This window comes from Cloacibacterium rupense (assembly GCF_014645495.1).
In the GTDB taxonomy this organism is placed as follows: Bacteria; Bacteroidota; Bacteroidia; order Flavobacteriales; family Weeksellaceae; genus Cloacibacterium; species Cloacibacterium rupense.
This window is the reverse complement of sequence record NZ_BMLV01000002.1, coordinates 283,663-298,610: the sequence shown is the minus strand read 5'-3', so window position 1 is coordinate 298,610 and position 14,948 is coordinate 283,663. Positions and strand designations below refer to the sequence as shown.

General features: G+C 33.6%; 15 protein-coding genes. 5 read left to right on the top strand and 10 right to left on the bottom strand.

Features of this window, described 5'->3' with window-relative positions:
* Positions 1 to 101: 101 nt before the first annotated feature.
* Positions 102 to 698 carry a superoxide dismutase gene (locus tag IEW40_RS05335; protein ID WP_188617042.1) on the top strand — a complete coding sequence of 199 codons (597 nt, stop codon included), beginning with the start codon at positions 102 to 104 and terminating at the stop codon, positions 696 to 698.
* A 41-nt stretch (positions 699 to 739) separates the two neighbouring features.
* On the opposite strand, the gene IEW40_RS05330 is transcribed toward IEW40_RS05335, so the two are convergent.
* Both IEW40_RS05330 and IEW40_RS05325 read right to left on the bottom strand, forming a co-directional pair.
* Complete coding sequence (locus IEW40_RS05330; RefSeq protein ID WP_188617041.1) at positions 740 to 1,162, bottom strand: DUF6146 family protein; 423 nt, start codon at positions 1,160 to 1,162, stop codon at positions 740 to 742.
* A 99-nt stretch (positions 1,163 to 1,261) separates the two neighbouring features.
* Positions 1,262 to 2,467: an endonuclease/exonuclease/phosphatase family protein gene (locus IEW40_RS05325; RefSeq protein ID WP_188617040.1), complete on the bottom strand. Its 1,206-nt coding sequence runs from the start codon at positions 2,465 to 2,467 to the stop codon at positions 1,262 to 1,264.
* Between the two features lie 267 nt (positions 2,468 to 2,734).
* Here IEW40_RS05325 and IEW40_RS05320 point away from each other — a divergent pair, with 267 nt between their 5' ends.
* Complete coding sequence (locus IEW40_RS05320) at positions 2,735 to 5,458, top strand: TonB-dependent receptor (protein WP_188617039.1); 2,724 nt, start codon at positions 2,735 to 2,737, stop codon at positions 5,456 to 5,458.
* A gap of 15 nt (positions 5,459 to 5,473) precedes the next feature.
* Positions 5,474 to 7,495, top strand: a complete 2,022-nt coding sequence (locus tag IEW40_RS05315; RefSeq protein WP_188617038.1) for a DUF5689 domain-containing protein — start codon at positions 5,474 to 5,476, stop codon at positions 7,493 to 7,495.
* Positions 7,496 to 7,695: 200 nt separating this feature from the next.
* On the opposite strand, the gene IEW40_RS05310 is transcribed toward IEW40_RS05315, so the two are convergent.
* The 5 genes from IEW40_RS05310 to IEW40_RS05290 form a co-directional block, all read right to left on the bottom strand.
* Positions 7,696 to 8,166: a DUF6702 family protein gene (locus IEW40_RS05310; RefSeq protein ID WP_188617037.1), complete on the bottom strand. Its 471-nt coding sequence runs from the start codon at positions 8,164 to 8,166 to the stop codon at positions 7,696 to 7,698.
* Between the two features lie 78 nt (positions 8,167 to 8,244).
* Positions 8,245 to 8,964, bottom strand: coding sequence for an LOG family protein (locus tag IEW40_RS05305; protein ID WP_188617036.1), 720 nt, complete (start codon positions 8,962 to 8,964; stop codon positions 8,245 to 8,247).
* Positions 8,965 to 9,015: 51 nt separating this feature from the next.
* Positions 9,016 to 9,735, bottom strand: a complete 720-nt coding sequence (locus IEW40_RS05300) for a nucleotidyltransferase family protein (RefSeq protein ID WP_188617035.1) — start codon at positions 9,733 to 9,735, stop codon at positions 9,016 to 9,018.
* A 61-nt stretch (positions 9,736 to 9,796) separates the two neighbouring features.
* The gene (locus tag IEW40_RS05295; RefSeq protein WP_188617034.1) at positions 9,797 to 10,210 is read right to left on the bottom strand and encodes a RapZ C-terminal domain-containing protein; all 414 of its coding nucleotides are present in this window, start codon (positions 10,208 to 10,210) and stop codon (positions 9,797 to 9,799) included.
* Between the two features lie 35 nt (positions 10,211 to 10,245).
* Positions 10,246 to 11,259 (bottom strand): aminoglycoside phosphotransferase family protein, encoded by a 1,014-nt coding sequence (locus IEW40_RS05290; protein ID WP_188617492.1) that lies wholly within the window; start codon positions 11,257 to 11,259, stop codon positions 10,246 to 10,248.
* A gap of 52 nt (positions 11,260 to 11,311) precedes the next feature.
* Here IEW40_RS05290 and xrtF point away from each other — a divergent pair, with 52 nt between their 5' ends.
* Both xrtF and IEW40_RS05280 read left to right on the top strand, forming a co-directional pair.
* Positions 11,312 to 11,854 (top strand): exosortase family protein XrtF, encoded by a 543-nt coding sequence (gene xrtF, locus IEW40_RS05285; protein WP_188617033.1) that lies wholly within the window; start codon positions 11,312 to 11,314, stop codon positions 11,852 to 11,854.
* Positions 11,855 to 11,868: 14 nt separating this feature from the next.
* A complete protein-coding gene (locus IEW40_RS05280; RefSeq protein WP_188617032.1) occupies positions 11,869 to 12,300 on the top strand; it encodes an exosortase F system-associated membrane protein in 432 nt (143 codons plus the stop codon).
* Here IEW40_RS05280 and IEW40_RS05275 read toward each other — a convergent pair.
* From IEW40_RS05275 to IEW40_RS05265, 3 genes are all read right to left on the bottom strand, one after another.
* Positions 12,297 to 13,307, bottom strand: a complete 1,011-nt coding sequence (locus tag IEW40_RS05275) for a cation diffusion facilitator family transporter (RefSeq protein WP_373283773.1) — start codon at positions 13,305 to 13,307, stop codon at positions 12,297 to 12,299. The genes IEW40_RS05280 and IEW40_RS05275 overlap by 4 nt on opposite strands.
* Positions 13,308 to 13,416: 109 nt before the next feature.
* Entirely contained in the window at positions 13,417 to 14,424 is a 1,008-nt protein-coding gene (locus IEW40_RS05270; RefSeq protein ID WP_188617031.1) for an aspartate-semialdehyde dehydrogenase, read from the bottom strand.
* 34 nt (positions 14,425 to 14,458) lie between these two features.
* On the bottom strand, positions 14,459 to 14,905 hold the full coding sequence (locus IEW40_RS05265; RefSeq protein ID WP_188617030.1) for a hypothetical protein: 447 nt from the start codon (positions 14,903 to 14,905) through the stop codon (positions 14,459 to 14,461).
* Positions 14,906 to 14,948: the final 43 nt, after the last annotated feature.

The following is a 14,948-nucleotide window of genomic DNA, read 5'->3' as shown; positions in this document are numbered from 1 at the left end:
TGTTTGTTTTCATCAATCATCGATATAAAATTTTTAAAATAGAATGTAAAGAATTTATTTTTAAGATTTATTATCTTTGAAGCAATAAAAAATTAGAAATTATGTCATTCGAATTACCAAAATTAGGTTATGCCTATGATGCTCTAGAGCCTATCATTGACGCAAGAACAATGGAGATACACCATACAAAGCACCATCAGGCATACGTAGATAATTTAAACAATGCTATTAAAGGTACAGAAAACGAAGGTAAAACCATCGAAGAAATCTGCAAAACAGCAGTAGATGTTCCTGCAATTAGAAATAATGGTGGTGGTCATTTCAACCACACTCTTTTTTGGGAAGTTCTTACTCCAGGAGGGAGCAAAGAGCCTGTAGGAAATGTAAAAGCTGCTTTAGAAGCTTATGGCGGTTTTGAGAAATTCAAGGAAGATTTTTCTAATGCTGCTAAAACTAGATTCGGTTCTGGTTGGGCATGGTTATGCAAAAACGAAGATGGCAGTGTAGCGGTATGTTCTACCCCTAACCAAGACAATCCTTTGATGCCTAATTCTGGTTGTGGCAACACACCTATTTTAGGCTTAGATGTTTGGGAGCATGCTTATTATTTGCATTACCAAAACAGAAGACCAGATTATGTATCTGCTTTTTTCGAAGTGATTAATTGGGATAAAGTAGAAGAATTTTATAATAAATAATTGGTTAAAAAAGAGGTTCAGAATTTTCTGAACCTCTTTTTTTATCTTAAAACGTCTGCGCCGCTTAGGCCTTGCATTCTCAGTTTGTATTTCCATTGTACATAGACGAAGACTTGGTAGAGTTTGTATTCGAATTTTAAGCCATAATTCTCATTAGGATTATAATCTATAGAGGATTCTATAATATTTCTGTATCTGCCAGACATATAATAAGCGTTCCATTCATTTACTAAAAATTGATTTCTACTTTTAAGGTAAGATTCGGTATACATGCTCATAGGTCTTGCTACTGCATTCAAGAAGTAGTTATAATCTGTGTCTAAAACATCCAAATCCCATTCACCATCTTCATTTTTTTCAGGTTTTATTTCAGATTTTTGGGTGTTGTCTTTAGCGACAGAATTTTGTGAAGTACAACTCAGTAAAGCCAAAGATAGAGCGAAGAGAAAAAATATTTTTTTCATGATGCTGATGTTTTGTTAAGGTAAAGTTATGTAAACTAAAGCAAAAACCACTCCAAAAGAAGTGGTTTTTTAGAAAAGTGCTTGTATTTTATGTATTCTTTATTTAGAAAATTCTTTTTGCAATACAATAAAAGCAGGGAAATGGTCACTGTATCCGCCCGTAAATAGGTCACCAGACCAAGAGCGGAAAGGATAGCCTTTGAATTGTCCGTCTGGGGTTATTAAATAAGATGGAGCGTATACTTCTGCTTTAAAAACTGAATAATTTTTGGTCAAGGTATCAGAGATTGCATTTTTAGAAACAATAATTTGGTCAAAAAGGTTTGGGGCGTCTCTATATCCTAGAGAAGCTACCCCTTGTTTAAACATCTTGTACATATAATTGTAGTACGGATATTCCTCAGAAAGTTCTTTTTTATCTCCTACTGCGTGTAAGTATTTCTTCAAGCTAGGGCTTATAGGGTCATCATTATAATCTCCCATAGAGATAAGAATTCTATCAGGTTCTTCTGCTCTTATTTTATCCATTTCTTCTCTTAAGGCGTTAGCAGCAAAATTACGTCTTGGTTGAGAAGCAGCTTCACCACCACTTCTAGAAGGCCAGTGGTTCATAAAAACGGCAATTTTTTCGCCATCTAACAATCCTTTAACAACTAGAATGTCTCTAGTATAGGTTCTTTTTCCATCATCATTAAAAATGGGCAATTCTTTTTTGTATGATTCTGTAACGGTGAATCTTTTTTTCTGATAGATGATTCCTACATCTATCCCTCTGGCATCATAAGAATTATAGTGCACAATGTCATAGTCGCCTTTTGCAAGAAGAGGATGCTTGATGAGGTCTTGTATTACTTGTCTGTTTTCCACTTCTATAAGCCCTACAATAGCGGGTAATGTTTTGGTGTATTGAAGTCCTAATTCTGAAATAACCTTAGCTTCATTGGCTATTTTTTGGTTATACACTTTGGTGTTGTAGTTTTTTGCGCTTTTTGGGGTGAAGTCATCGGCTAAGATTTGGTGTCTGATTACCTTTTTGCCTATCAATAAATCATCACTCCATTCCCCTTTGTAATCTTCGGTAACTTCTAAGAATTTTAGAGAGTCTATAGGGACGCTTCTGTGAAATTTAGGATTGTTTTTTGGGAGGGTTCCATCGATGTAATCTGCTGAAGGGATGGTGTCCCAAAGGTTTTCTACATTTAAAAAAGCTACGGTAGCTCTTTTTACTTGAATTTGTTTTTTGTCTTGGGTGTAGCCCGTGCTTAATAAAAAAACTAAAGCAAAGAAACTTAGGATTTTTCTCATTTTTTAAAATTGTGGATTACAAATTTAATTCTTTTTCACAATACAATGTGATAAAATTTATTAATGTATTGAAATGTTAATTAATAAATAATTAACCGAAAAAATCATAATTCAATATTAGCTTTGCAATTATTAAAAAAATATGATAAAAATTACACCTATTTTTTATTGAAAAATATTTAAAAAAAGTTAAAGTATAAGAAATTTAGTATAAATTTGTAGGTTCAATAGTTGTCTATTGAAATGAAGAAAAAATAACTAACAATTATGATTAAGAAATTATCAATTATCTCAGTTTTTGGGATATTTTCTTTCTCAGCTCTTCATGCACAGACCACCGTTTTTGCATATCTTAAAGATAATAGCGGTAAGCCGATAGAAAGTGCAGAAGTAGATTTGAAAGACTCACAAAATGATGTGAAGGCTGACAAAATTGGGTATTTTCAGTTTGTAGACGTAACACCTGGAAACTATCAAATTACCATTTCTAAACCTGGATTTGAGGACAAAATTATCACTTTTGATGTTAAAGCGAGTGAAAAGAGAAAGGATTTAGGGACCATTGTTCTTAATGTTTACAGTGGGGCAACTAGTGATTTGGGGGTTGTGGTTTTAGATGATGCCACCGCAGAAGATGACCAGAGTTCTATGCAGCCTACCGTAGGTTTATTGTCTTCTGGTAGAGATGCTTTTGCTAATGCAGCGGCTTTTGAGCTAGGCGCTTATTGGTTTAGGCCAAGAGGAGTAGATAACCGTTTTGAAGATGTACTTTTTAATGGGGTGCCTATGTCTAAAAATGATGACGGGAGAATAGATTTTAGTAATTGGGGTGGTTTAAATGATGTAACCAGATATCCTTTGGAAAATGTAGATAACCTTAATCCTTCAGAATATACTTTTGGTAATCTAGGTGGAGTTGTTTATTACAACACCAGAGCTTCTTCATTTAGAAAAGGCGTTTCATTGGCTTATTCACTTACCAATAGAAGCTATTTCCACAGAGCGATGGCTACTTACAATTCAGGGTTACTCAAAAACGGTTGGGCATTCTCTTTTTCAGGGTCTAGAAGATGGGCGGATGATGGAGTAATAGATGGGACTTATCAAGATGCTTATGCCTACTTTGGTTCTATTGAAAAAAGATTGGGAGATAGACATTCAATTAATTTGACAGCGTTCGGCTCTCCTACTTACAGAGCTTCTAATAGTCCTAATACGCAAGAAGCTTACGATATAATGGGTAAAAATTACAACTCATATTGGGGGTGGCAAGACGGAGAAAAAAGAAATTCTAGAATTAGAAATGTTTTTGAGCCAATTTTCCAACTTGCACATTATTGGAAAATGGGAAAAGTTTCTAATTTGAATACTACTGTTTCTTATCAACAAGGTAGTGATGCGAGGAGCAGATTGGACTGGTTTCATGCAGCGGACCCTAATCCTACCTACTATAGAAAGTTACCTAGTTACGGTATATATACTGAAGATGAATTTAGAGAAAGAGCACAAATAGATTGGACATCTCTGTACCAAGCCAATTTTAACAATCTAGAGAATGGAGCAGTTTACTCTGTTGTAGAAGATGTAAACAAAGACAAGACCATCAATGTCATTTCTCATTTTGACACTAGATTAAGAGATAATTGGAAATTTAATGCGAACTTAAATTATCAAAATTTAAGGTCTGATAACTTTAGAAGGGTTAAAGATTTACTTGGTGCTAGATTTGCCAATAATTTGGATGCTTTTGGAAATGATTTACCATATGATATAGACGCATCAGACACTAAAGTATTTGAAGGGGATAGAACTCAATACTCTTATATTCTAAATAAAAATACCTACTCTATTAATTTATCTACTGAAATTGATTTACCAAGATGGAATGTAGTAGCCTCTGTTTTCTCTTCTTATTCAGAATCATATAGAGAAGGTCAATTTAGAAATCATTTCTATGCTACAGGAAACTTATCTAAAGGAAAGAGCGATGTTTATAACACCACAGATGCTGGTATGAAGGCAAAAGTAACGTATAAAATTGATGGTAAAAATTTCTTAGTTTATACAGGGGCATACTTTACTTTAGCACCTACATTAAATGAAATTTTTGTAAATCCAAGAACAACGAATCTTATTACTCCTGAAATTCAGAACATGCACATTAATTCAAATGAATTAAGCTATATCATGAGAGGTCAGGTTCTTAAATTAAGATTATCAGGATACTATACTGCCATACAAAAGGCAACGGAATTTTCTAGATATTATTTCGATATATCTGGTGGGACTACAGATGAAGGAAACGCTTTAGCAGCAGAAATTCTTACCAACTTAAATAAAACTTATAAAGGGTTAGAATTAGGAGCTGAAGTAAAAGTTACACCAACCCTTAGTGTTACAGCAGTAGGAAGTTATGGTGATTACAGAGTATCTAATACCCCAAATGTAGCATCTTATGATGATGAGCGTGGTTATAGAGGAAAAGAATTTTGGGGAACTGCTAATATCAAAGGATATAAAGTTGCAGGAACTCCACAAAAAGCGGCATCTTTCGGTATTAGATATAATTCTCCTAAATATTGGTGGATTGGCGCTTCTGCAAATTATCTAGCAGACCAATATTTAGATTTTACAGCCCTTAATAAAACCGAAGTAATGTATACCGATCCTGCTACTGGAGATAATTACGCAGGAGCAACTCCAGAGTTAATTCAACAAATTACTCAACAGAAAAAATTTGACAACCAATTTATGTTGAATGCCAACGTTGGAAAATCATTTTTATTTGGCAAATACAGAATGGGAATTAGCTTTAATGTAAGCAATATTCTTAACAATAGAAATTACGTTACAGGAGGTTTTGAACAAGGAAGATTGGTAAACTTCCCTGAAGCGATAGCAGATATTAATAGAACAGTTCCTTATTTTGGGCCAAAACTATGGTATGATAGAGGAAGAAACTATTTTGCAAACGTATATTTAAGATTTTAATTCTAAACATAGATTATGAAAAAATATTTTTCAATCATAAGATTTTTCATCCTTGCCTCAGCATTTGTTCTGACTGGCTGTGTGCATGATGATAAGTATAATGCGCCTGATTTATCTGGAAATTGCCAAGACCTTAAAGCAACCATAACCCTAGCAGCGGCTAAAAATCTTGCACAAAATACAACCATAACAACAGATGATGTTATTGAAGGTTATGTATCATCTACTGACCAATCTGGCAATATTTACAAGGCGATTTATATTCAAGATGATCCTGCTAATCCTACACAAGGATTTGTGCTAAGTGTAGATGCTATAAGCACCTATTCTAGCTATCCCCAAGGGTCTAAGATCTATATAAAACTTAAAGGCCTAGCCATGGGAACTTATGGTGGAGTAAAACAATTGGGATATATGGACAATGGAACTTTTGGTAGAATTCCTGAAAAAATGGTGCCTACAAGCATTTTAAAATCTTGTGCAGCTAAAGTAGAGATTACGCCTAAAGTAATGACCTTGGCAGATATGAAAACCGCTAATGACCAGTATATTGGTTGTTTGGTAAAAGTGCAGAATGCAGAATTTGACGCTAAAGTTCTTTGTTCTAATTATGCACCAGATGGTTACACGGTAGATAGACAGATTAATGACCCCACTACTACAGCTACTACACGTGTAGTTAGAAATAGTGGTTTTGCTTCTTTTGCCAATCAAAAATTACCTTCAGGGAAAGGTGATTTTATAGGTATTCTTAGTAAGTTTAATTCTACCTATCAATTATTTATCAATAACGTTTCAGACCTAAAAGGAATGACTAATTTCCCAAGAAAAGATGGTATTGCTGGTGATCCTTGTACCTTAGATGCTACTGCTACTGCCAAAACAGTGGCAGAAGTTAAGCAACTCTACACTACTGGTAATTTCAATCAAATCACTGGCAATTTTTTCGTAAAAGCAAAAGTTACTGCCAACGATGAGACCGGTAATTTATTTAAGTACATTTATGTAGAAGATGCTACAGGAGGAATTAGAGTAAATATTAATAAAACTAATCTTTATCAAGATCCTAGATTTAAAGTAGGTAAAAATCTTATTATCAAACTAAAAGACTTATATATAGGTGTAAATGGAGGTGAATTCCAAATTGGACAGCCATTTAATGGAAATATTGGACAAATTGCTGAGGTAGATGTTTATAAGGCCTTCTATGATTCTAATGAACCTATTACATCAGTTGTAGCAACTGAGAAAACAATTGCTAATCTTACTACTGCAGATGTTGGTAGATGGATTAAAATTAAAGGGCTTCAGTTCATAGACGCAGATTTAGGAAAGACATTTGCCGCGGGTAGTACTACAAATAGAACATTAGAAGATTGTTCAGGTAATAAAATTATTCTTAGAACTAGTAGTTTTGCTTCTTTTGCAGGTTCTACTCTTGATAATGGCAAAGGTGATGTTTATGCAATCCTTAGCATTTTTAATGGAAATTATCAATTATGGATACCTAAGCAAGTAAATGCAGATTTAGATGGGGTAAGGTGTGATGGTACACTTCCTGTCTATGAAACGATCTTCTCTGATTCTTTTGCTTCACTATCTAATTGGACAGCAGTAAATGTTTCTGGAACTCAAATTTGGTCTACCACCACTTTTGGTAATCCTGCTCCTAGTGCCATTATGGATGGAGCACGTTCTGCAAATGAAGATTGGTTAATTTCTAAAAAAATCAATGTTCCTAGTACTTACAAAGAAGTGTTCTTCTCTTTCGAAACAGATGGTAGATACTCTGGAAATCCTCTTGAAGTATATATTACTGACAATTATACAGGTGCTGTTTCTTCTACCAACTGGACTAAAACTAATCCTGCGCTAGATACTGATTTAGCTAGTTTTGCAGGATTTGTAAATTCTGGTAAAGTAGATATCAGTTCTTACAAAGGAAAAGATATTGTAGTAGCTTTTAAATACACTTCTGTATCGGGATCATCCACTACTTGGGAGGTTGATAATTTCGCAGTAAAGGGTTCCAAATAAACTTCAGGTAAACTTTTTGAATATAAGCAGCTCCGAATTTTGGGGCTGCTTTTTTGTTATACCTAACTAAAGTTTGGGTGGAGATTGTTTAAATGACTTTATTTAAAAGCTCCTTATAACTGCTTATCACATTATTGTTTCTCCAAAAAAAATCCATTACTTTCAGCAATGGATTTCCGTTTTTAAATGTTTCTAATATTTTAAAAACTCACTTCATTTACTTCTTTACCCTTCATAAAGGTCATATTTTTTTGTGCACCTTTATACGCAATATTTACTAAGTTCATTTGCTTAGGAAAAGCCTCAAACAGAATATTGTTTTTTATCCTGATGCTAGAAATATCAGCGACCCCACTCGCTTCATAGTAAACCCAAGCTGTTTCACCATTTACTTGACTACCAGTAAAGGTTAAGGCCTTCTTCTGACCATTCACATAAACTTCTATGTGGTTGTTAACATATTTTTTCACTTCTGCTTCAAAAGCTGTAGTAGAAGGGTTGATTTTTAAAACCTGAGAAATGTGCTCAGAATTTAATTTAGTACTAAATTTCAAGGTTTTACTACCTTCTACATAATCTACTTTGGTCATAGAAGAGTAAAAATCTGATAAGACAAAACTCATGCTGATTAAAAGTAGACCTATTGCTATTATACCGATTATTTTTTTCATTATTTCTAATTTTAAATTCCATTTTTGGAATATTATACGTTCAAATGTATTAAAAATTGTCAAATCTTATGCCAAAATTTAAAAATTAACACTTACAGAGTATTTATCATAGAATGCTTTGATGTGTGCAACGGCTTCATCTGCGGTATCCACAATTCTAAATAAACTGAGGTCACCTTCTGCGATTAAGCCATTCTTGAGCAAGGTGTTAGAGAACCAATCTAACAGTCCGCTCCAGAAGTCAGAACCTACCAAAACAATTGGGAATCTGCCAATTTTGTGTGTCTGAATAAGCGTTAAAGCTTCAGATAGTTCATCTAAAGTACCAAAACCTCCTGGCAAAACGATAAATCCTTGAGAATACTTTACAAACATCACTTTTCTCACAAAAAAGTAATCAAAATCCATCGTATAGCTTTTGTCAATATAAGGATTGAAGTGTTGCTCAAAAGGCAGTTCTATATTTAGACCGATAGATTTTCCGCCTCCTTCTTTGGCTCCTTTATTACCAGCTTCCATTATACCAGGACCACCGCCAGTAATGACACCAAAACCAATTTCGGTGATTTTTTTGGCTATATCCACCGCCATTTTATAATATTTGTCTTCGCGCTTCAAGCGAGCAGACCCAAAAATAGAAACACAAGGCCCTATTTTAGCAAGTTTTTCGTATCCATCTACAAATTCAGACATTACTTTAAAAACCATCCAAGAATCTTTGGTTACGGTTTCGTCCCAAGTTTTTTGTCTGAAACTTTCTTGTAATCTTTTTTCTTCTGATGCGTTATCGTCTATCATACTTGTATTTTTTTACTTCTTAATTTTTTTGAATTTTTCCCAGATGCCAAGCTAAATAAAGTATTTTTCTGCTTCTACAACAGATTCTGGTCTTCCAACGTCGATTAGTTTGGCGTTATGCGTAAAACCTTGCACATGTTGGTCAAACATCAAATCTAGATACTCTTCCATTATGGAGAATTTTCCAGTTCTTTTTATTTTATCAAAGATAGCAGAATTTATACAATGTATTCCACTGAATGCCAATTCTTTGAAATTATGATTGTGTTCTGCCAACTTGGTTTCGCCTGTGGTTTTGTTTACCCAACCTCTCAGAATCATTTCATCATTAAAGAGTAATTTTCTGGAACTTGCCCTATCCGAAACAGCCAAAGTAGCTATATTTTGATGAGAAAGATGAAAACCTATCAATGCTTTGATATCCAAATCTGTGAGAATATCAGCATTCATAATGATGAAGTTTTCTTCGTTCTCTAAGTATTTTTTAGCAAAAATTAAGCCACCACCAGTTTCTAAGAGTTGGTCTTTTTCATCTGAAATGTCAATTTTGGCTCCGAAATTTTCTTTTTTATATAAGAAATCGATGATTTGTTCTCCGAAATGGTGCACATTAATCACAAACTCATTAATCCCAAAACTTTGTAGATATTTAATGTTTCTTTCCAAAAGAGGAACATGATTTACCACCGCTAAAGCTTTTGGGTGATGGTCTGTAAAAGGTTTTAGTCGAGTTCCTTTTCCTGCTGCAAAGATGAGTGCTTTTTTTATCATAATTGATGAAAGATTATTGATAAATGATTGATAATAAAACCTGTTTATCAATTATCATTGATTAATTGAGTTGAGGCTGTTCGTTATGAGTAACGGTTACATTCACCAATTCTGGATATTTTTCTTGTAAAAATTCACCTAGTTTAATGGCACAATATACGCTACGATGCTGTCCGCCAGTACACCCGAAGGAAATCTGAAGGTGCTCAAAACCACGGTCAATATAATCATTGATGGTAATGCTCACCAATTCTTTAATCAATTTAATGAAATTGGGCATTTCGGTTTTTGTTTCTAGAAATTCTTGTACGGGTTTGTCATTTCCTGTTTGTGGTTTGTATTCGTCTATTCTTCCGGGGTTTAAAATTCCTCTGCAATCAAAGACAAAGCCGCCACCATTTCCGCTGTTATCTTCTGGTATTCCTCCTTTTTTGTAAGAAAAACTGTAGATAGATATGTTGAGTTTATTTTCCATTTTTTTAAATTAATTTTATTTTTTACCAATTAGGTTTAATTTGACATCTTTTGGATTTTGTTTTTACTTTCCTCAGAATTGAGTTTTAGAATTAAATTTTTCAACTCTGGATAAAGGTTAATTTCTTTTTCTTGTTTCGCAAATTCTACCAGATTTTGAATGCCTTGGTCTAGACTTGCTATAAAATGAGGTTTTCTTTGGATTAATCCTCGGAAACCATATGCTCCTAAAACTTGTATAAACCTAATGAGTTTGCAATATTTTAAAGCTTCTTTTAAAGCTTCTTTTTCTTCGTTAGAATAAAATGAAAAGTAAAATTCTAACATTTCAATTTTCAATTTTTCAGAAAAATTGGCTTTGGCTTGATACAAAAATGAAACCACATCGTACATTGCTGGACCTTTCATGGCAGACTGATAATCAATGAAAAAAACTTCATTTTCTTTTACGAGAATGTTTCTTGATTGGAAATCCCTAATCATCAACCGCAGTGGTTGAAGGTTCTCTATTTTATGAGCAATTTGTTTAAATTCTTTAAGCAAAGAAGATTTGTGATACTGAATTTCTAGAACATCTACCAAAAAATTTTTGAAGTAGTACAAATCGTGGATTATAGGCAATTCATCATACTTTTCGTACTCAAAAGTTCGGGAAAAGTCGATTTTATTTTGAGTGACATTTTGTAGGTGGAAAAGCTTTTCTAAGGTTAGTTTTACCAAATTTTTTGTACGGTCAGATTCTCCTTCTTTGGCTATTAATTCAGAAAGTGTTTGGTCTCCTAAAAATTCTTGAATGTAGAGATTGCGATTTTCATTGATTTTAAGAATTTTAGGGGTGTTGAGTTTTAGCTCAGAAAAAACTTCAGAAAAATAAAAAAAAGCTTCGTTTTCGAGAAGATTTTCGTTGTAGGTAATGACAAATTTTTCGGAGGAAGAACTTCCAATAAAATTCATTCTGGCAGAACCACTTGCAGGTAATGCCACAAAATCTTCAGACTTTTTGCCTAAAAATTCTTCTAAAAAAAGTTGTGAGGTTTCTAATCTGGTCATTCTAAAGCAAAGATAATGATTTGAAAAAGTATTTTCTGTATTTTTGTGAGATATGAAAGATTTTAAGGAAATATTATTCATTCTTCTGAGATTTTTAGGAATTTGGTTGGTTCTTTTTTTGTTGTATCAACTTTTTCTGAATCAATACAAAGGCGACATCGACGCTATTACCAGATTGATTTCTGACCAAAGTGCATTTTTGCTCAACAAGACAGGTTTTGAAACCACCACCAAAGATTTTCCATATTACGAAACCATACAATTTTACATTAACGGGAAAGTTGCTACTAGAATGGTAGAAGGGTGCAATGCTGTTTCTGTGATGATTCTGTTTTTGGCGTTTATTTTTGCTTTTTATAAAGGCATTAAAACAATTTGGTTTGCTTTTGCTGGATTGGTGATTTTATATGTCCTTAATTTGTTTAGAATTTATGTGCTCAATGTGGTGGTGATTGAGTATAATAGTCTTACCAAGCCAGCACACGATTATTTTTTTCCTGCGATTATTTATGGTGGAGTAGTGCTGCTTTGGTTGGTTTGGGTTAATCAATTTGTTCTAAAAACTGACCAAAAACACATAGTTTCTGGGCAATAAAAAGTGTTATTAAAATGAAAATTTTAAATTGGATATTGGTTTTAGCAGGGATTTTTGGTTTAATTTCTGTTCGTTTTTTAGAAGACAAGATTTTCTATGACCCTTTTTTAGAATTTTTCAAAGCAGATTATAAAGTAGCGCAAGTTCCCGATTTTATTTGGGGGAAATTAATGTTCAGCCATGTTTTTAGATTTGCTTTAAATCTTATTTTTTCGGCTATTGTAGTTCATTTTATGTTTTTAAATAAAAAATGGACGATACAAGCAGTTGTGCTAATGACAGTCGCCTTTTTATTTTTCTTCCCGATTTATCTGTGGTGTTTGTACAGTAAAATGGAGATTGGTTATCTATTTACGTTTTCTGTGAGGAGATTTGTCATTCAACCCATTATTTTACTGTTGATTATTCCTATTTTCTATTATCGAAAGAAGTTGGGGAAGAGCTAGGCGTTGTTTTCTAAATTATGCTTAGAAACCTGAGAAATAGAATCTACCGTCCATTCTATTTTCTTTTTGAAAGGATGTAGTCTTTCGGAACATTCTAACTGGCAAATTTCGCAAGAGTGAGGTTTGCAATCGTCCATATGGAAATTAAATTCTACATTTCTTTCTGTTTCGGCAACCAAAGTTTTGATTATGTTTTCCATTTCAAGATGAGAGTCTCTCAGGGTATTGTACCACGGAAGAGTAATGTGAGCATCAATGTGAAGTCCACTTCCGTATTGTTGGATTTTCATGTTGTGGATGTCTATCCACTCTTTTTTTCTTTTTCTTGCCAATACCTCTACTACAGCATTTAGAAGTTCTGGGTCTGTTTCATCCATTATTCCACTCAGTGATTTTCTCACGATTTTATATCCTACAAAGATGATATAAGTTCCAAAAATCAGAGCCACTGCGGCATCTATCCAATAAATTTTGGTGAAATAAACCAAAACTAAACTCGCTACTACCCCAAATGTGGTAATGGTGTCAGATTGAAGATGCTTTCCCGATGAAATCAAAACCAAAGAATTTTCTTTTTTCCCTTTTTCTATGGAAATATATCCCATAATGTAATTGGCAATGGCAGTTCCTAATACAATGAAAATACCGTAATCTAATTTATTCAATGCATTGGTATGTAGTAAACTATCTGCCGCTTCTACAATAATAATAATTCCTGCAAAAATAATGAGAGAACCTTCTACGCCCGAAGTAACAAATTCTACTTTACCATGGCCATAAGGATGATTTTCATCTCTGGGTTGTGCCGCCAGATAAAGAGAGTAAAGTCCCATAAATGCAGAGATGATATTGACGATACTCTCCATAGCATCAGAAAATACCGCATCTGAATTGGTGAGATGCCAAGCAATGAGTTTGCCAATGAAAAGGATAACACCTATTATAGCTACATTTCTCTGAAAAGTAAGCCTAGATTTTTCTGGTTTTTGTAGAGAGGCTGTCATCATCAATATTTTTAGAAAAATTTCGGTGGCGGCGCAGCCGCCACCGAAAAAGAAACATTTTAATAGTATTTTTTAAGGCAAAAAATGCTCACAAATTTTGTGAGCATTTTTTTTAAACCAAACCGTTGGCGATTAAGTATTCTGCAATTTGTACTGCATTGGTGGCAGCTCCTTTTCTTAGGTTGTCTGCTACAATCCAGCAGTTCAAAGTGTTAGGCTGAGAAATATCTCTTCTTATTCTTCCTACAAAAACTTCGTCTTTGCCTTCTGAGTAGAAACACATAGGGTAAACTTTATTTTCTACATCGTCTTGAAGAACTACTCCTGGTGTATTAGCAAGAATTTCTTTCACTTCAGCTAAGTCAAATTCATTCTCAAATTCTACGTTTACACTTTCTGAGTGACCCCCTTGTACCGGAATTCTCACCGCAGTTGCAGTGATTTTTAATGAATCATCTCCCATAATTTTCTTAGGTTCGTTCATTAATTTTAATTCTTCTTTGGTGTAATCATCAGTATAAAAAACATCACATTGTGGCAATGCATTTTTGAAAATTTGATAAGGGTATACTGCATTTACTTCTACAGAACCAGGGTTTACTGCATTAGCAATTTCTGCATTTAATTGATCTACAGCAGCTTTACCTGTACCAGAAACAGATTGATAAGTAGAAACAATTACTCTTTTAATTTTATATTTTTTGTGTAGCGGATTCAGAACCATTACCATTTGGATGGTAGAACAGTTCGGGTTTGCTATAATTTTGTCTTCTTTAGTTAATTCTGATGCATTGATTTCTGGAACTACCAATTTTTTAGTAGGGTCCATTCTCCAAGCAGAAGAGTTGTCAATAACAACAGTCCCTACTTCTGCAAATTTAGGAGCATACTCTAAAGAAGTATTACCACCTGCCGAAAAAATGGCAATTTCAGGTTTCATAGAAATCGCGGTATCCATTGAAACGATGCTAAATTCCTTGCCCTTATAACTAACCTTCTTACCTACAGATTTCTCTGATGCTACTGGAATTAACTCGGTGATAGGAAGATTTCTCTCTTCCAATACTTTCAACATAACTTGGCCAACCATACCCGTTGCGCCTACTACTGCGATTTTCATTGTAATTAAAAATTAAAGGTTAATATATATTTATTTAAGTGTTAAATAATTTTGCAAAAGGAAATGCATAGAAAAATAATGCTAAAGCAATTGCCGAAAGAATGACAATCGCAAAATTCATGGTTTCGTTTTGTTTGATTTTTTTATTGGCAATGGTTAATAAAACTGCTGCTACCAACATAGAAAAAGGATGTTCTATGTATGTAAATCTTAAATCAGCACTTTTCATAATGAATCCCATACCGTTAGCTTTGATAATGCTCATAAAACTAGAGGCAAAGAGTAGCATTGCCAACCCGATTAAAAATTGGGTATGGAAGAAAATCATGGTAAAGAGAGTAGATTTTCTCAATAATTTATTGATTTTACCAGAATAGCCGAACATAACAGCCAAAAGTGAAATAATAAATAATGCAACAATTAATAAAATAAGATAAGCAAATCCTCTATGAGCGTGTAAAAAAACGTTGTGTAAATCCATATATAAGTTTTTGAAATGCAAAGATATAAAAATATCACAAACC